Source organism: Phycisphaeraceae bacterium, from assembly GCA_019636795.1.
Classification (GTDB): Bacteria; Planctomycetota; Phycisphaerae; order Phycisphaerales; family UBA1924; genus JAHBWW01.
The window spans coordinates 660479-681247 of sequence record JAHBWW010000003.1 but is presented as its reverse complement, the minus strand read 5'-3'; the positions used below and the strand labels follow the sequence as shown (position 1 = coordinate 681247).

The following is a 20769-nucleotide window of genomic DNA, read 5'->3' as shown; positions in this document are numbered from 1 at the left end:
CCGGTGAACCGATACCTGAGTAGGCCAACCCGCACATAATGCTATCACTGACGGAGCAGAGCGATTTGCCCGGGCCACTCCAGGCCGAACACAATGCGATCACAGTTCGGCCTTTTGCCGCCGAGTAGACTTCAAGGTACCAAGCGAATATACATAAGTCAAATGTATCCGCTTATCCACTTTTCGCGGTTTCCAGAACGGCTTACGAGCACTTGCGTGGAGCGCGCGGGCGAGGTGGGTCCGACTCCCAGGCGACTTCGACTCGGGCCACCGCAGGAGGGGGAAAACTCCGACCCGGGAACGCGGGCGGGCGGAGGGTGCCGACTGAGAGAGGCTCGCAGGTGACCGAGCATCGGACGGGGCCGCGCCTAACAAACTCACGATGGTCGAGCACCTTCGCATGTTCACGCGCGAGTAGCGACAGAACAGCGGACTGCAATGTCCCCCTTGCGGCACCCGCCAGGTGCGCATACGAACACTGAGCGACTCCAGATGTTGCCACGACTGATACAGGGCGGAATGGGTGTGGGGGTTTCTTCATGGACGCTGGCGCGCGAGGTCGCCCTGCACGGGCAACTCGGCGTCGTCTCGGGAACCGCGCTGGACACGATCCTCATCCGGCGCCTCGCCTGCGGTGATCTCGGCGGACACATGCGCCGCGCAATCAGCGCGTTCCCGTTCCGCGCCTTTTCGCAGCGTTTTCTGCAACGCTACTTCCGAACCGGCCTCGACACATACGGGGAGACGGCGACTCCGATCGGCACCGAACATGACCACAGGAACGGCGTTCCGCCCCCTTCAGAATCGCTTGATTCCGCGCGACCCCGGCACCCCCTCCTGCCGCTTCCTCGCACGAAACTGACGCGCGATCGCGCACTACTGCTCATGCTCGCCAACTTCGTTGAGGTACGGCTCGCCAAGGCCGGCCACGACGGCGTGGTCGGGATCAACTACCTGCACAAGATCCAGTTGCCGATTCTGCCCAGCCTCTACGGTGCCATGCTCGCCGGCGTTGACGCCGTCCTCATCGGCGCCGGCATTCCAGGCGACATCCCCGAGACGCTCGACCGATTCGTCGAGCACCGACCGGCGAGCCTCACTCTCGAACTGCTCGACGCCGGCGCCGAACGCCGCGAGTTGTCCTTTGACCCCGGCGCGCTGTGGAGCGAAGAAGCCTCAGGCCGTCGCCCGCCCCCGATGCAACGCCCCGAGTTCCTCGCGATCGTGTCCTCCGTGACGCTCAGCCGCGCGTTGCTGAAGAAGGCGCCGGGCGGCATCGACGGGCTCGTTGTCGAGAGGTCCACCGCCGGAGGCCACAACGCCCCCCCGCGCGGACCGATGCAGCTCTCCCGCGAGGGCGAACCCATCTACGGCCCGCGCGACGAGGTCAACCCCGCTGACCTCACGCCACTCGGCGTGCCCTTCTGGCTTGCCGGCGGTTACGCAACCCGCAAACAGTTCCACGCCGCAGTAGCCGCAGGTGCGCGCGGCGTCCAGATCGGCACCGCCTTCGCGTTCTGCAATGAATCAGGCCTCGACCCGCCGCTCCGCGCAAAGTGCCTCGATGCGGTGCTCAGGAATGACGCCCATGTCTTCACCGACCCCGCGGCCTCGCCCACGCGATTCCCCTTCAAGGTCGTCGAGCTCCCCGAGACACTCTCCACCGAAGAGGTGTATGACGGCCGCCCCCGCGTCTGCGATCTCGGCTACCTCCGGCGCGCGTACCTCAAGCCCGACGGAACCATTGGCTACCGCTGCCCCGCCGAGCCGGTCGACGACTATGTGCGTAAAGACGGCGACGCTGCGGACACTGTCGGCCGCAAGTGCCTCTGCAATGCATTGCTGGCCAACATCGGCCTTGCCCAGCGCCGCGCCGATGGTTACGAGGAGCCGCCCCTCCTCACCGCCGGCGACGACCTCGACTGCCTCCGGCAATTCATCTCAGCCGATCACCCCACCTACAGCGCGCGGGATGTGATCGAGGCAATTCTCTGACGGCACCCGCACGCTGCGAGCCCATGCCGCCGATGCCGTGTGGACCTTCCTTTCATGGCCACGAGACGGACATCCGGCGATTCACCCCCCACAATCCTCCGCTCGTCCTGTTCGATGCCAATCGACTTGAACCGAAGAAATCGCTCGCCTTCCAGCCGCTCAAAGAGCTGGTTGGGCAGCTCATCAATGACCCGCACATACCGCTGCCCGCGTGTGCTGTGCTTAAACGAGAGCAGCGGATTGCGGATGGTCAGGTCGAGCAGCTTTCGCCGCAGCGCATCCGATGTCTCGCCCACAAATGCGTCCGCGACAGTTCGTGGCTTGGGACTCCTGTCAGGCTCATCGGTGGTGACATCAAACGACTCATAGCGAATTCCCTCTTGGGCGAAGGCACGACGAGGCTCCTGAGCCCCCCCATGATCGGTCGGCGGAAGAACAAGAGGCGGAGTTCGCTTCGCATCCAGATCCGCGATTCGCCTACCTCTCGTGCTGGTGGACCCTCGCTCCGGGCTCTCGCGGCCGAGCCAGCCTCGCGCAGGAAACGCGAGCCTCGGGTACACTCTGGCCCGAGAATCTGCCCGAAACTGGAACATTCATGTGGCTCCACCTTCGGGGTCCGCAGCTGACTCATGCGGGCAGGCACCTGACCCGTACCCTGAGGCATGCGTTTGGCGAAGAAGCGATCGAACAAAGCAGCCACTCCGGGCGTCCGGCCATCCGCAAACGCTGAAACGCGGGACATTCGGATGGGCGACATCCGCCACCCCGCGGCCAGCCGCAAGAACATCCCGCCCGCGAAGATCGCGGCCGAGGGCGTCGTCCCGGCGATCCCCAAGGCCGAGTACGCCTACAACCCGCACCTGCCGCCGGTGCTCCGGTTCCACCATTCGGGGGGGCACGGGAGTACCGACGCCCTGCCCAAGTTGCTCGAACTCATCGCGATGCGCGGCGACGAATCTTGGAGAGACTGGGCGAAGACTCAGCAGTTTGCGTTAACCGAAGGCCCCTGAGAGCGCCGTCCGCTCGAACCCTCGGCCGGCCAAGATCTCAATTTGAAACCGTTCCGATCGCGGAGTTGCTGACGCCCTCGCGGAAACGCGGGGGTGTTTTGGTTTACGGGTCGGCCCCTCCTGCCGCCCCCGTCCCAGGTGGCGGAAAGTCCCGTCACGGCGGGGGTTTCGGCGCTTCCCGGCCCGCCCGCCGCGCCGCCCGATCGAGCGCCGCGATCCCCTCGATCGCCTCGCTGTAGCCCAGCTGCCCGTACACCCGCATCGTGGTCGAAATATCAGCGTACCGCGCCAGCATCTGCACGACCTTCGGGGTCACCGCGCCCTGGTCTAAGGGCATCCGACGGCAAAGGCCCCCAGGAAGATCTGCACATCAAAGAAGTTCAACGCGCCATCACCGTTGAGGTCCGCACGCGGATCCTGGAGCGCGAACGCCGAAAGAAACTCCTGCACGTCGAAGAAATCCACGTTTGAGTCGCCATTGAAATCCGCGATACACGGCTCAATCGCGCGCAGGATCCGTCGGGCATTGAGCCTGCCCCAGCCGTGGAACTCATCCCACCCGGGGGTGTCCTCGGCCGGCTGGCCCACCTGATCGTCGGCTCCGGCAAGAAACAACAGGTACAGTGCCGCCTGATCCGGCATCGCCTGCGACAACTCCTGCGACCGTGCCAGCACCAGACTGGCGATCGCCGATGCGATCGGCGTCGCGAAGGAACATCCCGACACGACCGATCTGGTATTAGTGATCGGCTGGGCCGCCGACACCGTGGCGATGCTGGCTCCTGGAGCGACGAAATCGAGTGCTTGTCCGGTTCCCGACGATGCCCAGCGTGCATCAGATCGCGTGGTCGCGCCGATCGAGATGGTCAATGGCGATGCTCCGGGGAAACTGACGTCCGCATTGCCGATCCCGTTGTTTCCGGCGCACGCGATGAGAATCTTTCCCGCGTTGCGTGCCCCCTGCAGCGCGTTGGTCATCGTCGCGTTTCCCGGATAGTTGATCAGGCTCAGGTTGATGATGTGGACGTTCGCCTGCGCCGCGGCATAGTTGAGACCCTGCGCGAGGTTGAAGGTCGTGCCGGCGTTCGATTGATTGAGCACCTTGATCGGCACAATCGTGCACGACCAGTCCAGCCCCGCGACCGCAAAGGTGTTGTTCGCATTGGCCGCGATCACACCCGTGACCCACGTGCCGTGCCCGTGGTCGTCTTCAGGGTCGTCGTCGTTGTTGACAAAATCCCACCCGTTGCTGGCCAGGCGCCCGGCGAACTCGGGATGGGCAGCGCGGATCCCTGAATCGAGCACCGCGATGCCGATCGAGGCCGAACCCGTCGTGATCTCCCATGCCGCCTCGGCATCAACATCGGCCCCCGCGAGCCCGCCGGACTGCCCGGTGTTTTTCAGATGCCATTGAATGGCATAAAACGTGTCATCAGGAGCCAGACCCCCGCTGCCGATGCCGTTGAGTTCCGCATACTCGATCGCACCGAGCCTTGACAGGACGTCCGCCATGCCGCGTTCGGCTCCGATGGGCACCAGCACGCGCTTGACCCCCGACCACGGATCCACCTGCGCCACCACAAGCCCGCGCGTCGACAGATGCATGTGCGCCTCCACCATCGCGCCAGGTCGCGCCCTGACCAGAATTTCACCGGGCACAAACGCCTGCCCGAGCGCACTGCTCGCACTCAGTGCGACAGTCACGATGGTGGCCACGATCCCGCTCAACCTCTTGAACAAGTTTTCGCTGGACAAGTTTTCGCTCCTTCTCGGTGGTCCATGCCTGGTGTCGTGCTTCGCTAGAGCATATTCCCCAATGTACCGATGTGGCCCAGGTGCGTCAAGGGTGCTCAAGGCCCCGTCGCGGGGGGTCGGGTGTTCATCGTGGGCGTATCTCGGCTGGGTGCAGAGAGATACGAGCGTGTGAAGTGGTGTCGGGCCGTCGATGATTTTTTTACATGCGGGGCATGCGGGGCATTCGGGGCTCAGCGTCTTCCCCCGCGTGCGAAGCGGCATCCGGCATCGGAGAGCTGGGACTGGGTTTTAGGATTTCAATTAGCGATTCCGGGTCGCAAACAAAGATTGCGCAAGAATGAACAGCCTGAATCGGGCAGGTCGGGCACGCGCTTGTGTCACTCCAGAGCGCTCTTGCTCCATCCTAATGCGCCCCCGCCCATTCGCGCGCCGCCTCCGCTCCCGCACGTTCATACCTCGAAGCGCACAACCCCCTCCACAATCGTCATCACCGCGCGGCCGTGCAGCGTAGCGCCGAAGAACGGCGAGTTGCGGCTCTTGCCGCTGCAGTGCTCAGGCCCGAACACCCATCGGGCGGCCGGGTCGATGAGCGTGATGTCCGCCGGGCCGTCTACCGCCAGCATACCCAGACCCAGGCGGTCGAGGTTACACAGCCGCGCGGGCTCGATCGTCATCAGCGCCAGCATCCTCGGCCAGTCGAGGTGGCCCGGCTCGATCAGCGCCCGCGCATACAGCCCCAGCGACGACTCGAGCCCGATGATGCCGAAGGGCGCATCCTCGAACGGCCGGGCCTTTTCTTCGGCGGTGTGCGGCGCGTGATCGGTCGCGAGCACCGTGATGGTGCCGTCGATAAGCCCGGCGATGATCGCGTCGATGTCGGCCTGCTCGCGCAGCGGTGGGTTCATCTTGGCGTTCGTGTCGTAGGCCTCGCCGTCCGGGCTCCCGCCCCCGGCACAGGCTTCGTGCGTCAGCAGCAGGTGGTGGGGGCTGGCTTCGGCGCTGATCAGCGCGCCATGCGCGGCCCGCGCTCGACGGATGATCTCGACGCTGCCGCCGCTGGACAGATGCTGGACGTGATAACGCGCTCCGGCGCTCGCAGCCAGGCGCACGTCGCGCTCGATGATGATCTCTTCAGCCTCGCGTGGCCAGCCGATGAGCCCGAGCCGCGCCGCGACGTACCCATCGTGCATCGCCGCGCCGACGGTCAGCGTCGGATCCTGGCAGTGCTGCATCACCGCCAGCCCCGCCTCGCGCGCAGCCAGCAGCACCGAGCGCATCATCGCCGCCGACGCGATCACATCGCCATCGTCACTTACGCCAACCGCCCCGGCCTGCGCGCACAGGCCGATCTCGGCCAGCGCTTCGCCCTTTCTCCCCTTCGTCGCCGCAGCCACCGGAAACACGCGGCAGGCGGCGCCAGCGGCCTTGAGGACGATGTACTCGATCATCTCCGGCGTGTCGAGTGCGGGTGAGGTGTTGGGCATGCAGCAGACGGTGGTAAAGCCGCCGCTGACCGCCGCGCGGGCGCCCGAGGCGATGTCTTCCTTGCCCGTCTGCCCGGGCTCGCGCAGGTGTACATGCGGGTCGATGAGGCCCGGAGATGCGATCAGCCCCGCAGCGTCGATGACGCGCTCGGCCGGACCGGTCGGCAGATCGGGCCCGATGGCGATGATGCGGCCCTCGCCGATGGCGATGTCGGCCACGGCGTCAAAGTGACTGGCCGGATCAATAACACGCGCGCTGCGGATGAGAATCGTGCTCACGCCCAGAGAATAGGTCGCCCCCCGCACGACCGCCCTGATGAGTGCACGCGATCAGTGACAGCCGCGCGCAAAGTCGAGCAGGTACGCCTGCACGTCGAAGAAGTCGATGATGCCGTCGGGGATCCAGTCCGCGATCGGGTTGTGGGCCGAGTAGGCGTTGAGGAACGCGGTCACGTCGAAGATGTCGGCGATGTAGTCGCCGTTGAGATCGGCCGTGCAGGGCTTGAAGGTGAGCTGGGCCGGGTCGCTGGGCACCGGGCCGCACGCGCCTGACCAGATCGCGTCATATTCGCCCAAATGCGAGACGTTGGCACTGGCAATGAACAGGATCGACGTGGGCAACGTCGGAAAGAGAATCGTGATGCCCGGCTCGTTGCCCGTGAGCGGCACGCCGTTGCGACGCCATGTCCAGCGCCCGCCGCCGCCGGGAATCCAGACATCGATCTGCGCGAGAAACTCGATCTGCGCGCCGTGGTGAGCCTCGATCGATTCGGGCTGCTTGTCAATCAGCGGGCAGGGAGTGAAGTCGATCGAGGCTGCAGTCTCGGCAAGGCTGGTCAGCCCGACATGCAAAGCGCCCGACGCGACGCCCCCGGTGAGGATTGAGTGCGTCGCCATAAGTGTGTAGCGGCCGGCGTTGAGAATGAACGCCGCGCCCGCAGCCGATTCGTCGTCGCGGACGGTGGCACCAGCCTGCGTGGCGCTGGCCTGTGTATCGACGCGCGCGATGGCGGTGCCGTGTTCATTGAGCAGGGTGAGCACGGCGTTGCTGCTGGCGGTGCCTGCGGTGAGCACCTTGACGGATTCGCAAGCAGCAGAAAATGAACCGAGGTGCGTCCTGACTGGACGGTGAAGGTCGAACGTGAGCGTGAGCGAAGCGCTGACCGCGGCCGAGACCTGAGCCGGCGCGGTCTGGAAATCGGGCGTGCCCGAGTTGTACGGCACGGCATCGCTGGCCGCATCGCTGGAGAGCGAAGCAAGAAGTCGCCATGTCAGTTGATCGGGCAGGAGCAAGGGGCTGCGCGCGATGCCTTGGGCGTAGGAAGATGCAAGCCCGAGGAGGTTGTCGGGGCAGCCGGGGCAGTTGCTGACGAGTGCGCCAGCGAAGCCAGTGGCGTAGGCATTGAGCTGGGTGCCCAGCAGGTCGAACTCGTCGGCATCGCTGAGCGGGCCGCCGGCGATGAAGGTCTCGCCGTTGCCGGTGATGAGGACGGAATGAACACTGACCACCGGGCCTCCGGCCGAGGCGCAACCGGCCACGAGCGCCAGAACACAAGGCACCGCGACCACAGCGCGATCGCGGATGACGGATAACATGATTTCTCTCCTCACACTCTCTATCCGATGCGTCGCAGGCTTCGCATGCGAACTGAGGAATTCTACCATGAACCGGGGGGTTGTGTCAATGACGAACTTTGCGGTATCGACGGCCTAGGAATCGCGGCACCCGCCAGCACACGAGGGATGAAGAGCGGGTGTTGGCCTGGCACCGTGGGTGATTGGACGGTTGCGGTTGCGAGCTGGGTGCCTGAGAGGCCAAGGGCGTCACACCGGGTCCGATGCGCCTATCGTCCCCACCGGCCTCGAGTAAAAGAGGCTGTGCGGGGTGTAGCGCAGCTTGGTAGCGCGTTTGACTGGGGGTCAAAAGGTCGCAGGTTCAAATCCTGTCACCCCGATTGAAAAGCCTGAGCGGGTCAATAATCCTTTTATGTCTTCCGCCATGACTGTCAAGGACATTTTCGCCCGGTTTGCGACTCTTGGCGACGACGCTCGCCGCAGGCACAACACCAAGGCTGGGGCGCCCGACAACCAGTTCGGCGTGAAACTTGGCGATATTCGTGCGATTGCCAAGACCATCAAGTCAGATCAGCGGCTCGCGTTTGAACTCTGGAGCACCGGCAACCTCGAGGCTCAGCTTCTGGCTGCGCTCATTGTCAAACCCGCGGCCTTGTCCGCTGGTGAGATCGACACGCTGACGCGATCGACGACGTGTGCGCAGGTCGCCGAATGGCTCAACACCTATGTCGTCGCTCAGCACCCGGAGAAAGAAACGCTGCGTGTGAAGTGGATGAAGGACAAGGATCGCTGGGCTTCCCGCGCCGGGTGGCATCTGACGGCTGCCCGCGTGAACAAGGACGCCGCAGGCCTCGACCTTGTCGCGCTGCTCGACCGGATCGAAAAGGAAATGCCCAAAGCCAGGCCCGAAGTGCAGTGGACGATGAACAACACCCTCGGCGCGATCGGCATCAGGCACCCCGAGCACCGCGAGCGCGCGATCGCGATCGGCGAGGCGATCGGCCTCTATCGCGATTGGCCGGTCTCGAAGGGCTGCACGCCGCCGTATGTGCCGGTCTGGGTCAAAGCGATGGTCAAGTAGCGGGGGTCAGCCGCGGTCGAACTGTGGCGGTCTGTCGTGCAAGCAGCGAGTGCAACAGTCTGAGGTCGGGTCGGCCTACGCTGAAGTGACCGAGTGCTCCCGATGGCCAAGCGATCACAGCAAAAGTCAAAGCAGGCAACCAAGCCGCCGCACGCGCGGGCCGAGCGCGGGCCGAAACTACTAACCGGCGGCAATCCGCAGATTGCCAAGGCCGACGGCGATGCGCCGGTGCAGGCGTATATCGCGGCGATGCCGGGCTGGAAGAAGGCTGTCGGGCGCCGCCTTGATGAGCTGATTGTGCGGAGAGTGCCCGATGTGCGCAAGGCGGTGCGCTGGAATACGCCGTTTTATGGCGTCGAGGGCGAGGGCTGGTTCATCGCGTTCCACTGCTGCACGAAGTATGTGAAGGTGACGTTCTTCCGCGGCACATCGCTCGATCCTGTGCCATCTGTTGAGTCGAAGATCAATCACGTGCGCTACCACCACATCTACGAACGTGATCCGATCGATGATGCGCTGTTGACGCAATGGATTGGGCAGGCGTCGGCGTTGCCGGGTGAACACTGCTTTTGAGCGGGCGAGGGAGTTGAACGCCGGCTTATGCATTCAGGTACTCACACGACTGAAGGCTGCTCGTTCTGGCGCTCTTGATCGACATTTTTATGCTTGAGTACGCGATCGGCACGGCGCATGGGAAACTCTGCCAAGGCAAGAATCAGGATGAAGTTGACCACAGCCGCGAGTCCATCCTGCCGGGTGGCAATCAGGATGAAGCCCAAGGCCAGAGCGGCCACGAACAGCAAGGGGCCACGGTCGTTGATGCTCTTTGCTGATCGGAGTTCGACAATTCGATGACACGCGGACCCCGTCCAGAGCGCAACAAGAACCAACCCGCCTATCGCCATGGAAGCAGTGTAGCGGTAGGTCTGAGTGTGGGAGAGGAACTGAATGATTGCCCACGCTGATGGCATTGCCAGGAAGGTCGCCAGCGCGAAGAGGGTCTTTCCGCGCACGAGCGGCACCGGCTGACGGATGATCAGTGCGGCCTGCCAGACATGCATCAGCCAGACCCCAGCGACGATCACTGCCAGGCTCAGTTCAAAGACGATGTTGGACTGCGGCGTCATCGGCGACAATCCAAAGGCAAGGCATGCGAGCGCAGCCAGGCCTGCGTACCACGCCCAGCCGGTCAGTTTGACCCGCCGCGCCACTGTGCGCCACTCGGCTGCGAGGTGCTCTTGCCATTCGACCCCGAGCCCGCATTCGGGGCAAGGCACACCATCGGGGTAGGCGCACGCTGGGCAAGCTGCACCGTCTGGTTGCACTGGCCTGAACAGCCGCTCTGTGAGGACGGTCAGTGTCTGTATCAAAGGGTCCATATCCGTTGACTCAGAACAAGATTACGCTCACGGGCATCCGGCACCGAAGGCTGTGAGGTATGCGAGCGCATCAAAGAAGTCGAAGTTGCCATCGCTGTTGAAGTCCGCGATCGGATCGGAAGCTGAAAATGCGGCCAGGAAAGCGGAGACGTCGAAGAAGTCGAGGGCGCAGTCATTGTTCAGATCAGCCGGGCAGGGCGGGCGCGGCAGCCAGTGGGCGAAGTGGTAGGCCGGGCTTTGACCAGTCTGCGTAAACGTGCCGCCTGCGTAGAGCGTCGGGCCTTGGCCGGTGTCGAAGATGCTCAGGGTGCGGACGGAGGGCAAAATTCCATTGACGCTGCCGCTGAACCCTGAGCCCAGCGGCGACCATGCCGAGCCGTCCCAGCGTGCGATGGTGTTGGCCGGGCTGCCGCCTGCGAGGGTGAACTGTCCGCCTGCGTAGAGCGCCGGGCCCGAGCCATCGTCGAAGACGCTCAGGCTGCGGACCCGTTCGTTCATACCCGAAGCCAGGGGCGACCATGCTGAGCCGTTCCAGCGCGCGATGGAGTTGGCTGTGGTTCCGCCCGCGTGCGTGAAGAAGCCACCGGCATGCAGCACCGGACCCCCGCCGCTGCCATCGTCGAAGGCTGTCAGGGTGAGGACGAAGCCGTTGCTCATGCCCGACCCTAGCGGCGACCAAGCCGAGCCGTTCCAGCGTGCGATGGCGTTGGCCGGTGTGCCGCCCGCTTGAGTGAAGAAGCCGCCGGCATACAGCGCGGGCTCGCCGGTCGGGGTGTCGCTAAAGGCTGTGAGGGCGTAGACATCGCCGTTGATGCCCGAGCCGAGGGGCGACCATGTTGAGCCGTCCCAGCGAGCGATGCGGTTGGCCGCGCTCCCGCCTGCGTGCGTGAAGCTGCCGCCGGCGTAGAGCGCCGGGCCCGAGCCGTCGTCGAAGACCGCGAGGGAGCGGACCCAGTCGTTCATGCCTGAGCCGAGGGGCGACCATGTTGAGCCGTCCCAGCGGGCGATGCGGTTTGCGGTGCTCGGGCCTGCCTGCCAGAAGCCGCCACCGGCGTAGAGCGCCGAGCCTGAGCCATCGTCGAAGACGCTCAGGGTGACCACGGCGTAGTTGATGCCGGCACCGAGCGCCTGCCACGATGAGCCGTCCCAGCGGGCGATGTTGGAGGCCTGAGTGCAACCGGCGATGGTGAAGGATCCGCCGACATACAGAGCCTTGCCGGTGCCGTCATCCCAGACTGCGGCGGTGTAGACGGTGCCATTGAGACCCGGCAGGCACGCGGAGTCGGTCACCCACTGCGGCTGGCACTCATCACCTGCGTGTGCTGCGGGTACGGAGAGCAGTGCCAGGGGCAAGGCACAGGCCAGCCGCAGCAAGATTATCAGATAGGCTGAGGCGTTGGATACATTTGTCTGATTTGTGCTGAGCATGACCAACTCCTTCCCAGCCCATGGTGCGCCAGCGACCCGGCACGATTCATGATACCGGAAAACGCCCGATGCGCGGCAGGGGGATGAGAATTCTTTGCATGGGGAGCGGCTCTGGAAAGCAGGGTGGGCATCGGTGTGCGCCCATCCCGTTTATTGAGGGCGTCAGGGCGGCCCCCTGCCGGGTGCCGGGGCAGGACCCTTGTCTGGTGGTCTCTGTACAATCGAACCTGGTGCCGGTGCGGTGCGTTGAAGTGTGGCGCGATCGGCTGGAGGGTTGGGGTTTGGACGACGGCACAGGCATGGCGGCGGGGCAGGATGCGGGGCAAGCGCAGGCTGAGGTGGTTGCGTTTCTGCGCGGGCGATCGGTCGGGTGTCCGCGCTGCGGCTATGACCTGCGCGATGCCAAGGCCGCAGTGTGTCCAGAGTGCGGCGAGAAACTGGTGCTCAAGATCGGTTCTCCGCGAGCCATGTTTGGATGGCTGGTGCTGGCGATGGCGCCGGGGTGTTTCTCGGGGGTTGCGGCGGTGTTTGTGCTGATTCCGGTTGGCGCGACTCTGTGGCAGCAGCGGTCGTCGCAGACGCTGCCGTGGCCGGTGTTGGGTGCCGATGTGTTCGGGTTTTTCAGTGCGGCGATGGTGGTCGTGATGTATCGGCATCGCCAGCGGATCATGGCGTGGACGACGCGGCGGCAGGCGCTGTTTGCGATCGGGATCTGGGGGATTCATGTCATGGCGCTGGGGCTGTTTGCTCTGGCCATGTGGTTGTGGCAGTAACGGCGCGGGCGAGAGTGGTTCTACGCTTGTCCATGAGCCTTGAACTGCGTCCTGCTGCTGCGACAGATTTGCCATTCGTGCTGGCGCTGACGCGCGATCTGGCTGCGGTCGAGGGGCGGCCCGAGGCGGTGACAGCGAGCGAGGCGGATCTGGCGCGGTTGCTCTTCGGGCCCAGGCCGATGGGGCGGTGCTTTGTGCTCGTGGAGCGCGATGGGCGCGGGGCTGAGCGCGTCGGGCATGCGTGGGTGAGCGCGGTCGTGTCCACATTTGCGGGCACCGCCCGGCTCTATATCGACGACATTGTCATCGCGTCCGAGTTTCGCGGTCGCGGCTTTGGACGGGCAGCGATGGCGCTGCTGGCGGGGCTGGCTGTCCGCGAGGGATTCATGGGCATGGAGTGGTCGGCGGTCGAGGCCAACGAGGGGGCGCTGCGGTTCTATGACCGCCTCGGGGCGCAGCGCACGAGCGGTACGGTGCGCTACAGGCTCGACGAAACGGCGACCAGGCGGTGCGCGGCCAGCGCGATCAGCCCCCGATGAGGACGGTTGGGCAGCACGGGGTCAGGACGCTGGTGGACACGGGGACGCCGCTGGTGGGGTTGGCACCAGCAACCGACGAGCCGAGTTTGGTCGCAGGCCGGCCGCCGATCAGGACCGTCGCACTTCCCATCACTACCGCACCAACGCAGACACCTCCGGACACGACATCGCCCATGACCGAGGCGGGCATTTTGCCGATCATGACGGTGGCCACGCCTGGTCCGGTGATGGGGTCGCCGGTGGCGGTCATGTCAGTCACACGTGCAGCTGGGGTTCCCATGGGTGAGGTCTCCGGGGAGGAAGTCAGGTACGGTCGCGCGGCGTGTCCATCGAGTTCAAGTCCGATGTGTTCAAGCGAGAGAACGCGGCGGAACTCACGCGGGGAAAGTCGGTCAGGTGATGGACCGGTTCTATCGGGCGTCGGGTGCTTCGGCTTCGGCGCGTGCGGTGATGGTTGCCTCGCCCTGGATGTAGACGCGGCCTTTGTAGAAATACTTGGCGAAGACAAGATAGGCGAAAAAGGTGATCATCATCATCGCTGCGAAGAACCAGTAGTAGTTTGCGCCTTCAAGCAGCGTCTGTCCCTCGGCGTTTTTGGTGCTCTCAAGTACCCAGTTGACTCCCATTGCGAAGTAGTTTCCCACCGCGACGCCGAGAAAATATATGCCCATGACGAAGCTTTTCATCTTGGGAGGACTTTGTGTGTATGCGAACTCCAGGCAGACGATCGACACGAGAATTTCTGCCGCCGTCAGCACAAGGTATGCCACAAACTGCCATCCGATGTTCGGTGTCTTGCCCGACTGAATCTGTGATTCGATCCAGGCGCTGATTGCGAATGCGAGTGCAGCGAGCACGAACCCGATTCCGATCTTGCGTAGTGGGGTTGGGTCAAAAAACTTTCCCATCAGCGGATACACAACATAGGCGAAGAACGGAATGCCGGTCAGAATGAGTATGGGGTTGACGAACTGAATCTGAGCTTCGAGCCACTCGACCCCGAGAAAGTTTCTGTCCATCTGTCGCGCTTGCAGCACCCAAGCGGAGCCAGTCTGGTCGAAAATCGCCCAGAACATCATCACGAATACGACAAACAAGGGCGCCAGAGACTTGAGCGCCTGAATCCCTTCTGGGCTGAAGGTTTCCTGCTTGAATTTTTGCCAACCTGCGGGTGGCACATGAATGAACTTGTTGCGTCCAAGCCAGAACACGAACGTTGCGAGTGCCATGAGAACTCCAGGCAATCCAAAGGCGATCCATGGCCCTCCAAAGACGATCGCCTCGCCGGTTTGAGTGTCCGTGCCGATCTTGATTCCTTCAAGGAGCTTTGGGGTCAGCAGGTTGGAGACCGCTGCGCCGACATTGATCGAGAAGTAGAACCAGTTGAAGACGATCGCAAGCAGACGCTTGTTGCCAGATCCAAACTGGTCGCCGACATGCGCCGACACACACGACTTGATTGCGCCTGCTCCGATCGCGATAAAGAGCATGCCTGCGAGCAGCCACGGCTTCATGCCCATTCCCATTGCCGGGGCATAGTCCATCACCGCCAGACACGCATGACCGACGCAATACATCAAACTGATGATCAAGATTGTCTTGTACTTTCCCCAGAACACGTCCGCAACAAGTGCCCCCAGAATCGGAAACGTATACGCAAGCCCGGTGAATGCGTGGTACCAGGCTTTGGCTTCAGACTCAGTCATGTTCGCAGATTCGCCCATTGCGTTGAGCATGTGCAGAGTCATAAAGGTGACAAGTATCCCCTTCATCCCATAGAACGAAAATCGCTCGGCCAGTTCGTTGCCGATGATGAATGGCACACCCGATGGCATGCCTTTGAGGTTCTGGTCCGGGGTGGAGCGATACTTGGTCATGCGCACTCCTCGATGTGTGGGGCAGGCAGCAGGATAGAGGCCCGCGCGCTCCCGCACAAGTGCTTGGCCGATCCTGAACGCGCGCCGAATAAGTCACGTCCCCTAGCAGAAACCGCATGCACCGGCCGCCAATCTTCGCTACGCTGTGGGCATGAAACCTGAACAGTCCCCCAAGAGGTTGGCAGCGAGTGTGGCCATGTTGATCTCCGCCAGCGGTGCGATCGCACTCCTGGGCGGGTGCGAGGAGTCGTCAAGTTCAAATGCTCAACCGGGCGCGAGTCTGATCGATCAGCCCCAGTCCTCGCTCGGCAAGTCCGCAGCAGCGGGGCGGGATCTGGCGGATTCGGTTCGCAATCGCGATGCCTCGACCACAGCAGCCGCGGGTCGGCTCGCGGGTTCGGACACTGTTGAAGTCGGCGGCGTTGCGTTCGCGATCCCGAACGGTTGGCGTTCGGTAGAACCGGCTAACGCGATGCGGGCTGCTGAACTGCACGTCGGGGACTGCCTGACGACATTCAGCGTCGCTGGGGGTTCGATCGACGCGAACATCAACCGATGGGCAGCACAGGTCACAGACACAACCGGGCGTACCGCTCAGCCAAAGATAGAACAGCAAACGATCAATGGCCTTGCCGTCACAATGGTTGAACTTCGAGGCACTTACATGGATGGCATGCCGGGTTCTGGTGTCGCCACGCCGCGTGCTGGGTGGGTTGTGCTCGGGGCGATTGTCCAAACCGGGCGCGGCAATGTCTTCATCAAACTCGTCGGGCCTCAGGAAAGCGTCGGGCAGCATTACGAAGGTTGGATGGCGCTTGTGGGGAGCGCTCGTCGTTCTTGAAGTCGAGGTGTGCAAGCGAGCGTTCATCGTTCGCACCGTTTCTTGTCCTCGCAGGCGAAAGGGACTGTCCGCATCGTGGCTCGCGTCAACGAACACAACGTGCCCGCTTACGGGTTTCTCACACTTCCCGTGATTGTGCTGACCACGTTTGTGCTTTTGCCGACTGTTGCGGGGTTGCTGCTCGGGTTTTTTCAGTGGAGCGGCGGGGCATTGTGGACCAGTGAGACCGGCTGGCAACTGCCGACATGGGTGGGGCTTGCCAACTTCCGCCGACTGATGGTCGATCCCAACATCTCTGCCGGCATCTTCAACACGATTGTCTTCGTCGCTGCGACGGTTCCTGTGTCGGTGTTGATCGCGTTTGTCATTGCGGTGTTGCTCGATGCGCCGTGGTTTCGAGGCCGCACCCTTGTGCGCACAATGATCTTCATGCCCACGATTGTCTCGATTGTTGCGATCGGATTCGTGTGGCGGTGGGTGCTCAACGACGAAGCGGGGCTTCTCAACTGGGCGCTGAGTGGGTTGGGAATTTCGGCGACGCCGCGATGGCTTATCGATGGGTACTGGCCGTTGTTCTGGATCGTGGTTGTGCAGATCTGGCGCAGCATCGGGTTCTGCGCGGTGCTCTATCTCGCGTCGCTCCAGAGTGTCCCGCGAAGCCTGTACGAAGCCGCTGCTCTCGACGGTGCATCTCGCTTCGAAGTCGTGCGCAGCATCACATGGCCGATGGTTGGTCCGATGACCACTTTTCTGCTGGTCACTGGCGTCATCGGCGCGCTTCAGGTCTTCGACCTCGTGTTCATCATGACCGGGCGATCAGAAACTCCCTACACCACCGTTCTGAATCTCGAAATCTACCGACAGTTCACGTATGGCGCGTATGGGTATGCAGCCGCCATCGGAGTGTTGATCTTTGCCATGACGCTCCTGGCGACAGCTGGGCAACTGGCGTGGTTCGGCCGCAGAAGGGGGACACGCTGACCATGGATAGTCGCGCGTTCAGTCGGCCGGGGGTGGTGTGGCGGGCGATCGCTCACGTGGTGGTGTACGCCTTTGCGCTGAGCATGCTCATCCCGTTCGTCTGGATGGTGCTCACCAGCCTCAAGACCGACCTCGAAGCCGGGCAGATGCCTACGCTGGCCACTATCCTGCCGCAGCACGGCTGGCAATGGGAAAACTATCGCAAGGCACTCGAAACCGCCCAACTTGGCGATTTTTATTGGATGAGTACAAGCGTTGCGGTTGTCACGACGGTTCTTGCAGTGGCGCACAACTTGCTTGCGGGGTATGCGTTCGCCAAGCTGCGCTTTCGTGGAAAACGCATTCTCTTTGGCATGACGCTCGCCACGATGATGCTGCCCATTCAGGTCTTCTTTATCTTTGCGTATGTCATCTGCTCTTGGTTGGGATATGTCGACAACTTTCAGGCGCTCGTCGTTCCGTTCCTTGTCAGCGGGTTCGGCATTTTTTATATGAGGCAGGCGATCTCATCGGTGCCCGATGATCTGATCGACGCTGCCCGAATGGACGGCATGGGCGAGTTCGATATCGTGTGGATGGTCGTGCGCCCAATCGTGTGGCCTTCGATCGCGGCGCTGGGAATCTTCAGTTTCGTCAACTCATGGAACAGTTTCTTCTGGCCCCTGATCGTCATTGACTCTCTGAAGAACAAGACTCTGCCGCTGGCGATTGCGGATCTGTCGAACAACATGTATTTCAGCGCGTGGCCTGTGACTATGGCCGCGGGGACCATGCTTGTTGTTCCGCTCGTTCTGGTGTTCTTCCTCGCACAGCGGGCCTTCGTGCAGGGCGTCGCAATGACCGGGCTCAAGGAATAGGAGATCGATTCGTGCGCACATCATTGGTCGTCCTGTTCGGCCTGGCAGCAGGAACTGCCGCGACGATACTTCCAGGCCTCGTCACCGACACAGGCGTGCGAGGCGGGCGCGCCGCAGCGGGGCGCACGCCGATCACTATGGCGGTCTGGGGCATGCCGTTTGAAGATCGCCTGTTTCGCGACCAGTACGCCCGCGGCTACGAGCGCATCGCGCCGGTGCAGGTTGACTATCAACGCCACCCCGACATCTTCGCCAAGTACAACGCATGGCACGCCAAGGGCGAAGGCATTGAGGTCATGCGCCTCGGCATCGACTACTACCGCCAGTTCGTCGAGCGGCGCATGCTCGAACCCCTCACCCCTTACATCAACGACGGCCGCTTCGGGCTGCCCAGCCTCGATCGCTTTCCACAGAGGCTCATCGACGAACTTATGGTCGATGGAGTGCTCTATGCGCTGCCCGAGGATAACGCGATGTACGGCCTGTACTTCAACCGCACCCTCTTCGACGAGTACAACGCTGCAAACCCCGACAGCCCCCTCACCTATCCAAGCGAACACTGGACTTGGCAGGATGTACGCGACGCAGCACGCAAACTTACAGGCCCGCGGCGCACTCTCTTTGGTCCGAGCACATCAAACCCGGATGCTGTGATTGCGGGCTTTGACCTCGAAATCTGGTCATGGCCGTTCTTCAACTTCTTCGCACAAGCCGGAGGCCAACTCTGGAGCGAAGATCAACTCACGACGTACATTGACCAGCAAGCCGGAGTTGATGCGCTGCTGTTCCTGCGCGATTTGATTGTGGATGGCTCGTGGAGGCCTTCGTTCGGACAGGAGGGCGGGACCGGTCCGACCGTGTTCTTCCCCGCCGGGCGCGTGGCGATGCTCTATGGTGGGTCGTGGCTCGTGCCGAAGTTCGAGAACGACAACCCCAACTTCGATTTTGTCGTGGTGCCCGTGCCGCGGGGGCGTGTGCCTGCGGTGGTGACGGGGGCGGTGCTTTGGGGGATGAGCACGAACGCGAAGAACAAGACAGCGGGTTGGTCGATGATCTCGTGGCTTGTCGAGGATGCACAGGCCGAAGCCTATTGGGATCGCCTGCGGGTTGCCCCGCCTGCCAACCTGAATGTGCTGCACTCTTCGGCGTATCGGTCGACGCGAGGGCTTGAGAGTGAGACGCGGCCGGGGACATACGAAATTCAGCCGATGCCTGAATCGAAGTTCGAGGATCGGGCAGCGTGGACGCTGTACACATGGGAGATTGATGAGCAGATCGGCCGCGCACCCGGGTGGATCGCGACCGGGCTCTACCAGGACAAGTTGCAGTCCGAGATTCACAGCCTTCTTCAGGAATACCTGCGTCAGCCTGGTACGGTGGGCGGGGGGAACGGGGTGGATCCGCAAGTGGTGCTCAGACGGGCGGCCTCGGCGGTGCATGCGCACATCGACGCAGATCGTGCAGCCAAAGGACTGCCTCCGGCGAAGCGGTGAACCGCAACAACACTCGTCGTCAAGAAGGAAACGACGGCGGGCTCGCACGAGACACCGGATCCATTGGCCAGTCCGACCTCAGCGGCGACGGCGCATCGCTGCGACACTGCCAATACAGAGTAACGTCAGTGTACTCGGAGCAGGGATGAACTTGACAGCAAGTGTCATGGTGCTTCCGGCATGCAGAATGCCTTCCACGCCGCCTCCGAAGTCATCGACTGTGTCCCATAGCGTCAGAAGAATGTGGGGCGGCTGAACGTAGAAGTCGTGACCGAGGCTGATCAGGTCAACCAGACCCCCCGAGGTATTGGTCTCGGTTCCCGGCGTGTTGGTGGAGCTGGGGTTGATCGAGAACCCTGTGGTCATGTCCTTGTCTGTGAACTCGATGCGAAACTCGCTGAGCCATGAGGGGCTCAAGGCAGTGTGAGTCAAGTCCCATTCGAGGCCATAAATGTGAGCCGGTTCCGGTATCCATCCCGCAGCAGCAGCGAGATCAATATTGAAGGCGACGGCGTTTGGAAAGCCGTAGGTGTAGTTGATGTCTTGCAAGAACGTGATACGGATATTTGCGGGAGTTCCATTGCGGGTATTGGACACCGATATGCTGAACAGATTGTCTGCGTTGACGACCTGAGTATGAGGAGTGGCAGCAGTATTGGGCTGAGTGTTCGGATCTGCATGGGCGGCAGTTACCAGGGCAGCAACAGCGAGAGCAACGCGCTTCATCATGATTTTTTCTCCTGGGACAGGCAAAACTGGCGATTGACGATCAATATCACGCATTGAGCCGGGCCTGAATTGCGACATCTATATCCTCAATAATTTGTTTATACCGAGATATGGCGTCGTTGTCAATGAGAAGAGATGGAATGGGACAAAATGAACAGCCCCCGCCACGAGGACGGGGGCTGTGAATCACTCAGATGAGTGGTGACCCGTCAAGCCGGATTAGCGGCGACGACGGATGCTGGCCAAGCCGCCGAGGCCGAGGAGGGCCAGAGCGCCGGGGGCCGGAACGATCTTGGTGCCGATGGAAACCCAGCTGCCCGCGAGGAGCACGCCTTCGTTGCCGCCGCCGAAGTCGTTGAAGGTGTCCCAGAGGGTCAGGTGGAGGAGACCCGGGTTGAGGGTGAAGTCGAGGCCGAGACCGACGAGGTCAACCTTCGAGCCGCCCGAGTTGTTGTTCTCGGGGCCACCGGAGCCAGCCGTGCCGCTCGGGCTCAGGCCGACGCCGGTTGTGGCACCAGCGTCGGTGAACTCAATGCGGAACTCGCTGAGCCACGACGGGCTGAACGCGGTGTGAGTCGTGTTCCAACCGATCGCGTGGATGTAGGCTTCGGCGCCGGCGGGCTTGCCGACGACTGCAGCCAGATCGATCACGAACACGGTGGCGTTCGGGAACCCGAAGGTGTAGTTGATGTCCTGATTGAACGTGAGTTGGATGTTCCACTCGTTGGAACGGCTGTTCGACAGGCTGACATCAGCAACGTCGAGCAGGTTGACGACCTGGGTCGGAGCAATGGCGTTGCCATTGGTCGCGCTCAGGTGCGGATTCGCGCTGGCGGCGGCAGCCAGACCAGCAACAGCAAGAACAGCAAGCTTCGTCATGTCTCAATCTCCTAAAAAACGAACTATCCTCTACTCTCGACGCCGAACACTTATCCGACGTCACTCCCATCTCCATCCAGCCGGGCGCGGATG

The 20769-nt window shown here is 62.6% G+C and carries 21 protein-coding genes and 1 tRNA gene; 11 read left to right on the top strand and 11 right to left on the bottom strand.

Annotated elements, in window-relative coordinates; translation table 11 throughout:
- The first annotated feature begins 519 nt into the window (after positions 1–519).
- Entirely contained in the window at positions 520–1995 is a 1476-nt protein-coding gene (locus tag KF757_08975; protein ID MBX3323106.1) for a nitronate monooxygenase, read from the top strand.
- On the opposite strand, the gene KF757_08970 is transcribed toward KF757_08975, so the two are convergent.
- Complete coding sequence (locus KF757_08970; protein MBX3323105.1) at positions 1959–2588, bottom strand: DUF4011 domain-containing protein; 630 nt, start codon at positions 2586–2588, stop codon at positions 1959–1961. The two genes, KF757_08975 and KF757_08970, sit on opposite strands and share 37 nt — an antisense overlap.
- Positions 2589–2657: 69 nt before the next feature.
- Between KF757_08970 and KF757_08965 the strand changes: the two genes are divergently transcribed.
- Complete coding sequence (locus tag KF757_08965; GenBank protein MBX3323104.1) at positions 2658–3005, top strand: hypothetical protein; 348 nt, start codon at positions 2658–2660, stop codon at positions 3003–3005.
- A gap of 154 nt (positions 3006–3159) precedes the next feature.
- On the opposite strand, the gene KF757_08960 is transcribed toward KF757_08965, so the two are convergent.
- The 4 genes from KF757_08960 to KF757_08945 all read right to left on the bottom strand — a co-directional run bounded on the left by KF757_08960 (position 3160) and on the right by KF757_08945 (position 7840).
- Positions 3160–3321 (bottom strand): hypothetical protein, encoded by a 162-nt coding sequence (locus tag KF757_08960; GenBank protein ID MBX3323103.1) that lies wholly within the window; start codon positions 3319–3321, stop codon positions 3160–3162.
- 11 nt (positions 3322–3332) lie between these two features.
- A complete protein-coding gene (locus tag KF757_08955) occupies positions 3333–4760 on the bottom strand; it encodes a S8 family serine peptidase (protein MBX3323102.1) in 1428 nt (475 codons plus the stop codon).
- Positions 4761–5209: 449 nt separating this feature from the next.
- On the bottom strand, positions 5210–6523 hold the full coding sequence (locus tag KF757_08950; protein ID MBX3323101.1) for a dihydroorotase: 1314 nt from the start codon (positions 6521–6523) through the stop codon (positions 5210–5212).
- A 51-nt stretch (positions 6524–6574) separates the two neighbouring features.
- On the bottom strand, positions 6575–7840 hold the full coding sequence (locus KF757_08945; protein MBX3323100.1) for a hypothetical protein: 1266 nt from the start codon (positions 7838–7840) through the stop codon (positions 6575–6577).
- Between the two features lie 285 nt (positions 7841–8125).
- On the opposite strand from KF757_08945, the gene KF757_08940 reads away from it, so the two are divergent.
- From KF757_08940 to KF757_08930, 3 genes are all read left to right on the top strand, one after another.
- Positions 8126–8199: transfer RNA gene (locus tag KF757_08940), tRNA-Pro, on the top strand.
- Positions 8200–8231: 32 nt separating this feature from the next.
- On the top strand, positions 8232–8900 hold the full coding sequence (locus KF757_08935) for a DNA alkylation repair protein (protein ID MBX3323099.1): 669 nt from the start codon (positions 8232–8234) through the stop codon (positions 8898–8900).
- Between the two features lie 102 nt (positions 8901–9002).
- The gene (locus KF757_08930) at positions 9003–9473 is read left to right on the top strand and encodes a DUF1801 domain-containing protein (GenBank protein ID MBX3323098.1); all 471 of its coding nucleotides are present in this window, start codon (positions 9003–9005) and stop codon (positions 9471–9473) included.
- Positions 9474–9514: 41 nt separating this feature from the next.
- On the opposite strand, the gene KF757_08925 is transcribed toward KF757_08930, so the two are convergent.
- Together KF757_08925 and KF757_08920 are read right to left on the bottom strand one after the other, a co-directional pair.
- Positions 9515–10027: a hypothetical protein gene (locus tag KF757_08925; GenBank protein ID MBX3323097.1), complete on the bottom strand. Its 513-nt coding sequence runs from the start codon at positions 10025–10027 to the stop codon at positions 9515–9517.
- Between the two features lie 279 nt (positions 10028–10306).
- Positions 10307–11707, bottom strand: coding sequence for a hypothetical protein (locus KF757_08920; GenBank protein ID MBX3323096.1), 1401 nt, complete (start codon positions 11705–11707; stop codon positions 10307–10309).
- Positions 11708–11988: 281 nt separating this feature from the next.
- Here KF757_08920 and KF757_08915 point away from each other — a divergent pair, with 281 nt between their 5' ends.
- Together KF757_08915 and KF757_08910 are read left to right on the top strand one after the other, a co-directional pair.
- Complete coding sequence (locus KF757_08915; protein ID MBX3323095.1) at positions 11989–12480, top strand: zinc ribbon domain-containing protein; 492 nt, start codon at positions 11989–11991, stop codon at positions 12478–12480.
- Positions 12481–12512: 32 nt separating this feature from the next.
- A complete protein-coding gene (locus KF757_08910; GenBank protein MBX3323094.1) occupies positions 12513–13019 on the top strand; it encodes a GNAT family N-acetyltransferase in 507 nt (168 codons plus the stop codon).
- Here the strand turns inward: KF757_08910 and KF757_08905 are convergent.
- Positions 13006–13299, bottom strand: coding sequence for a PAAR domain-containing protein (locus KF757_08905; GenBank protein MBX3323093.1), 294 nt, complete (start codon positions 13297–13299; stop codon positions 13006–13008). The two genes, KF757_08910 and KF757_08905, sit on opposite strands and share 14 nt — an antisense overlap.
- Positions 13300–13429: 130 nt before the next feature.
- The gene (locus KF757_08900) at positions 13430–14896 is read right to left on the bottom strand and encodes a POT family MFS transporter (protein ID MBX3323092.1); all 1467 of its coding nucleotides are present in this window, start codon (positions 14894–14896) and stop codon (positions 13430–13432) included.
- Positions 14897–15047: 151 nt separating this feature from the next.
- On the opposite strand from KF757_08900, the gene KF757_08895 reads away from it, so the two are divergent.
- The 4 genes from KF757_08895 to KF757_08880 all read left to right on the top strand — a co-directional run bounded on the left by KF757_08895 (position 15048) and on the right by KF757_08880 (position 19068).
- Positions 15048–15737 carry a hypothetical protein gene (locus tag KF757_08895; protein ID MBX3323091.1) on the top strand — a complete coding sequence of 230 codons (690 nt, stop codon included), beginning with the start codon at positions 15048–15050 and terminating at the stop codon, positions 15735–15737.
- A 75-nt stretch (positions 15738–15812) separates the two neighbouring features.
- Complete coding sequence (locus KF757_08890) at positions 15813–16718, top strand: sugar ABC transporter permease (protein ID MBX3323090.1); 906 nt, start codon at positions 15813–15815, stop codon at positions 16716–16718.
- Between the two features lie 2 nt (positions 16719–16720).
- Positions 16721–17575, top strand: a complete 855-nt coding sequence (locus KF757_08885; protein MBX3323089.1) for a carbohydrate ABC transporter permease — start codon at positions 16721–16723, stop codon at positions 17573–17575.
- An 11-nt stretch (positions 17576–17586) separates the two neighbouring features.
- Positions 17587–19068, top strand: a complete 1482-nt coding sequence (locus tag KF757_08880; GenBank protein MBX3323088.1) for an extracellular solute-binding protein — start codon at positions 17587–17589, stop codon at positions 19066–19068.
- A 78-nt stretch (positions 19069–19146) separates the two neighbouring features.
- Here KF757_08880 and KF757_08875 read toward each other — a convergent pair whose 3' ends face one another.
- Together KF757_08875 and KF757_08870 are read right to left on the bottom strand one after the other, a co-directional pair.
- Positions 19147–19797, bottom strand: coding sequence for a PEP-CTERM sorting domain-containing protein (locus KF757_08875; protein MBX3323087.1), 651 nt, complete (start codon positions 19795–19797; stop codon positions 19147–19149).
- A gap of 219 nt (positions 19798–20016) precedes the next feature.
- Positions 20017–20676: a PEP-CTERM sorting domain-containing protein gene (locus tag KF757_08870; protein MBX3323086.1), complete on the bottom strand. Its 660-nt coding sequence runs from the start codon at positions 20674–20676 to the stop codon at positions 20017–20019.
- Between the last annotated feature and the right edge of the window lie 93 nt (positions 20677–20769).

Excerpts from the sequence above, each read along its gene's own strand:
- KF757_08975 (MBX3323106.1), top strand. The coding sequence starts at position 520 with ATGGGTGTGGGGGTTTCTTCATGGACGCTGGCGCGCGAGGTCGCCCTG.
- KF757_08970 (MBX3323105.1), bottom strand. The coding sequence starts at position 2,588 with ATGTTCCAGTTTCGGGCAGATTCTCGGGCCAGAGTGTACCCGAGGCTC.
- KF757_08965 (MBX3323104.1), top strand. The coding sequence starts at position 2,658 with ATGCGTTTGGCGAAGAAGCGATCGAACAAAGCAGCCACTCCGGGCGTC.
- KF757_08945 (MBX3323100.1), bottom strand. The coding sequence starts at position 7,840 with ATGTTATCCGTCATCCGCGATCGCGCTGTGGTCGCGGTGCCTTGTGTT.
- KF757_08935 (MBX3323099.1), top strand. The coding sequence starts at position 8,232 with ATGTCTTCCGCCATGACTGTCAAGGACATTTTCGCCCGGTTTGCGACT.
- KF757_08930 (MBX3323098.1), top strand. The coding sequence starts at position 9,003 with ATGGCCAAGCGATCACAGCAAAAGTCAAAGCAGGCAACCAAGCCGCCG.
- KF757_08925 (MBX3323097.1), bottom strand. The coding sequence starts at position 10,027 with ATGACGCCGCAGTCCAACATCGTCTTTGAACTGAGCCTGGCAGTGATC.
- KF757_08920 (MBX3323096.1), bottom strand. The coding sequence starts at position 11,707 with ATGCTCAGCACAAATCAGACAAATGTATCCAACGCCTCAGCCTATCTG.
- KF757_08910 (MBX3323094.1), top strand. The coding sequence starts at position 12,513 with ATGAGCCTTGAACTGCGTCCTGCTGCTGCGACAGATTTGCCATTCGTG.
- KF757_08905 (MBX3323093.1), bottom strand. The coding sequence starts at position 13,299 with ATGGGAACCCCAGCTGCACGTGTGACTGACATGACCGCCACCGGCGAC.
- KF757_08900 (MBX3323092.1), bottom strand. The coding sequence starts at position 14,896 with ATGACCAAGTATCGCTCCACCCCGGACCAGAACCTCAAAGGCATGCCA.
- KF757_08895 (MBX3323091.1), top strand. The coding sequence starts at position 15,048 with ATGAAACCTGAACAGTCCCCCAAGAGGTTGGCAGCGAGTGTGGCCATG.
- KF757_08885 (MBX3323089.1), top strand. The coding sequence starts at position 16,721 with ATGGATAGTCGCGCGTTCAGTCGGCCGGGGGTGGTGTGGCGGGCGATC.
- KF757_08875 (MBX3323087.1), bottom strand. The coding sequence starts at position 19,797 with ATGATGAAGCGCGTTGCTCTCGCTGTTGCTGCCCTGGTAACTGCCGCC.
- KF757_08870 (MBX3323086.1), bottom strand. The coding sequence starts at position 20,676 with ATGACGAAGCTTGCTGTTCTTGCTGTTGCTGGTCTGGCTGCCGCCGCC.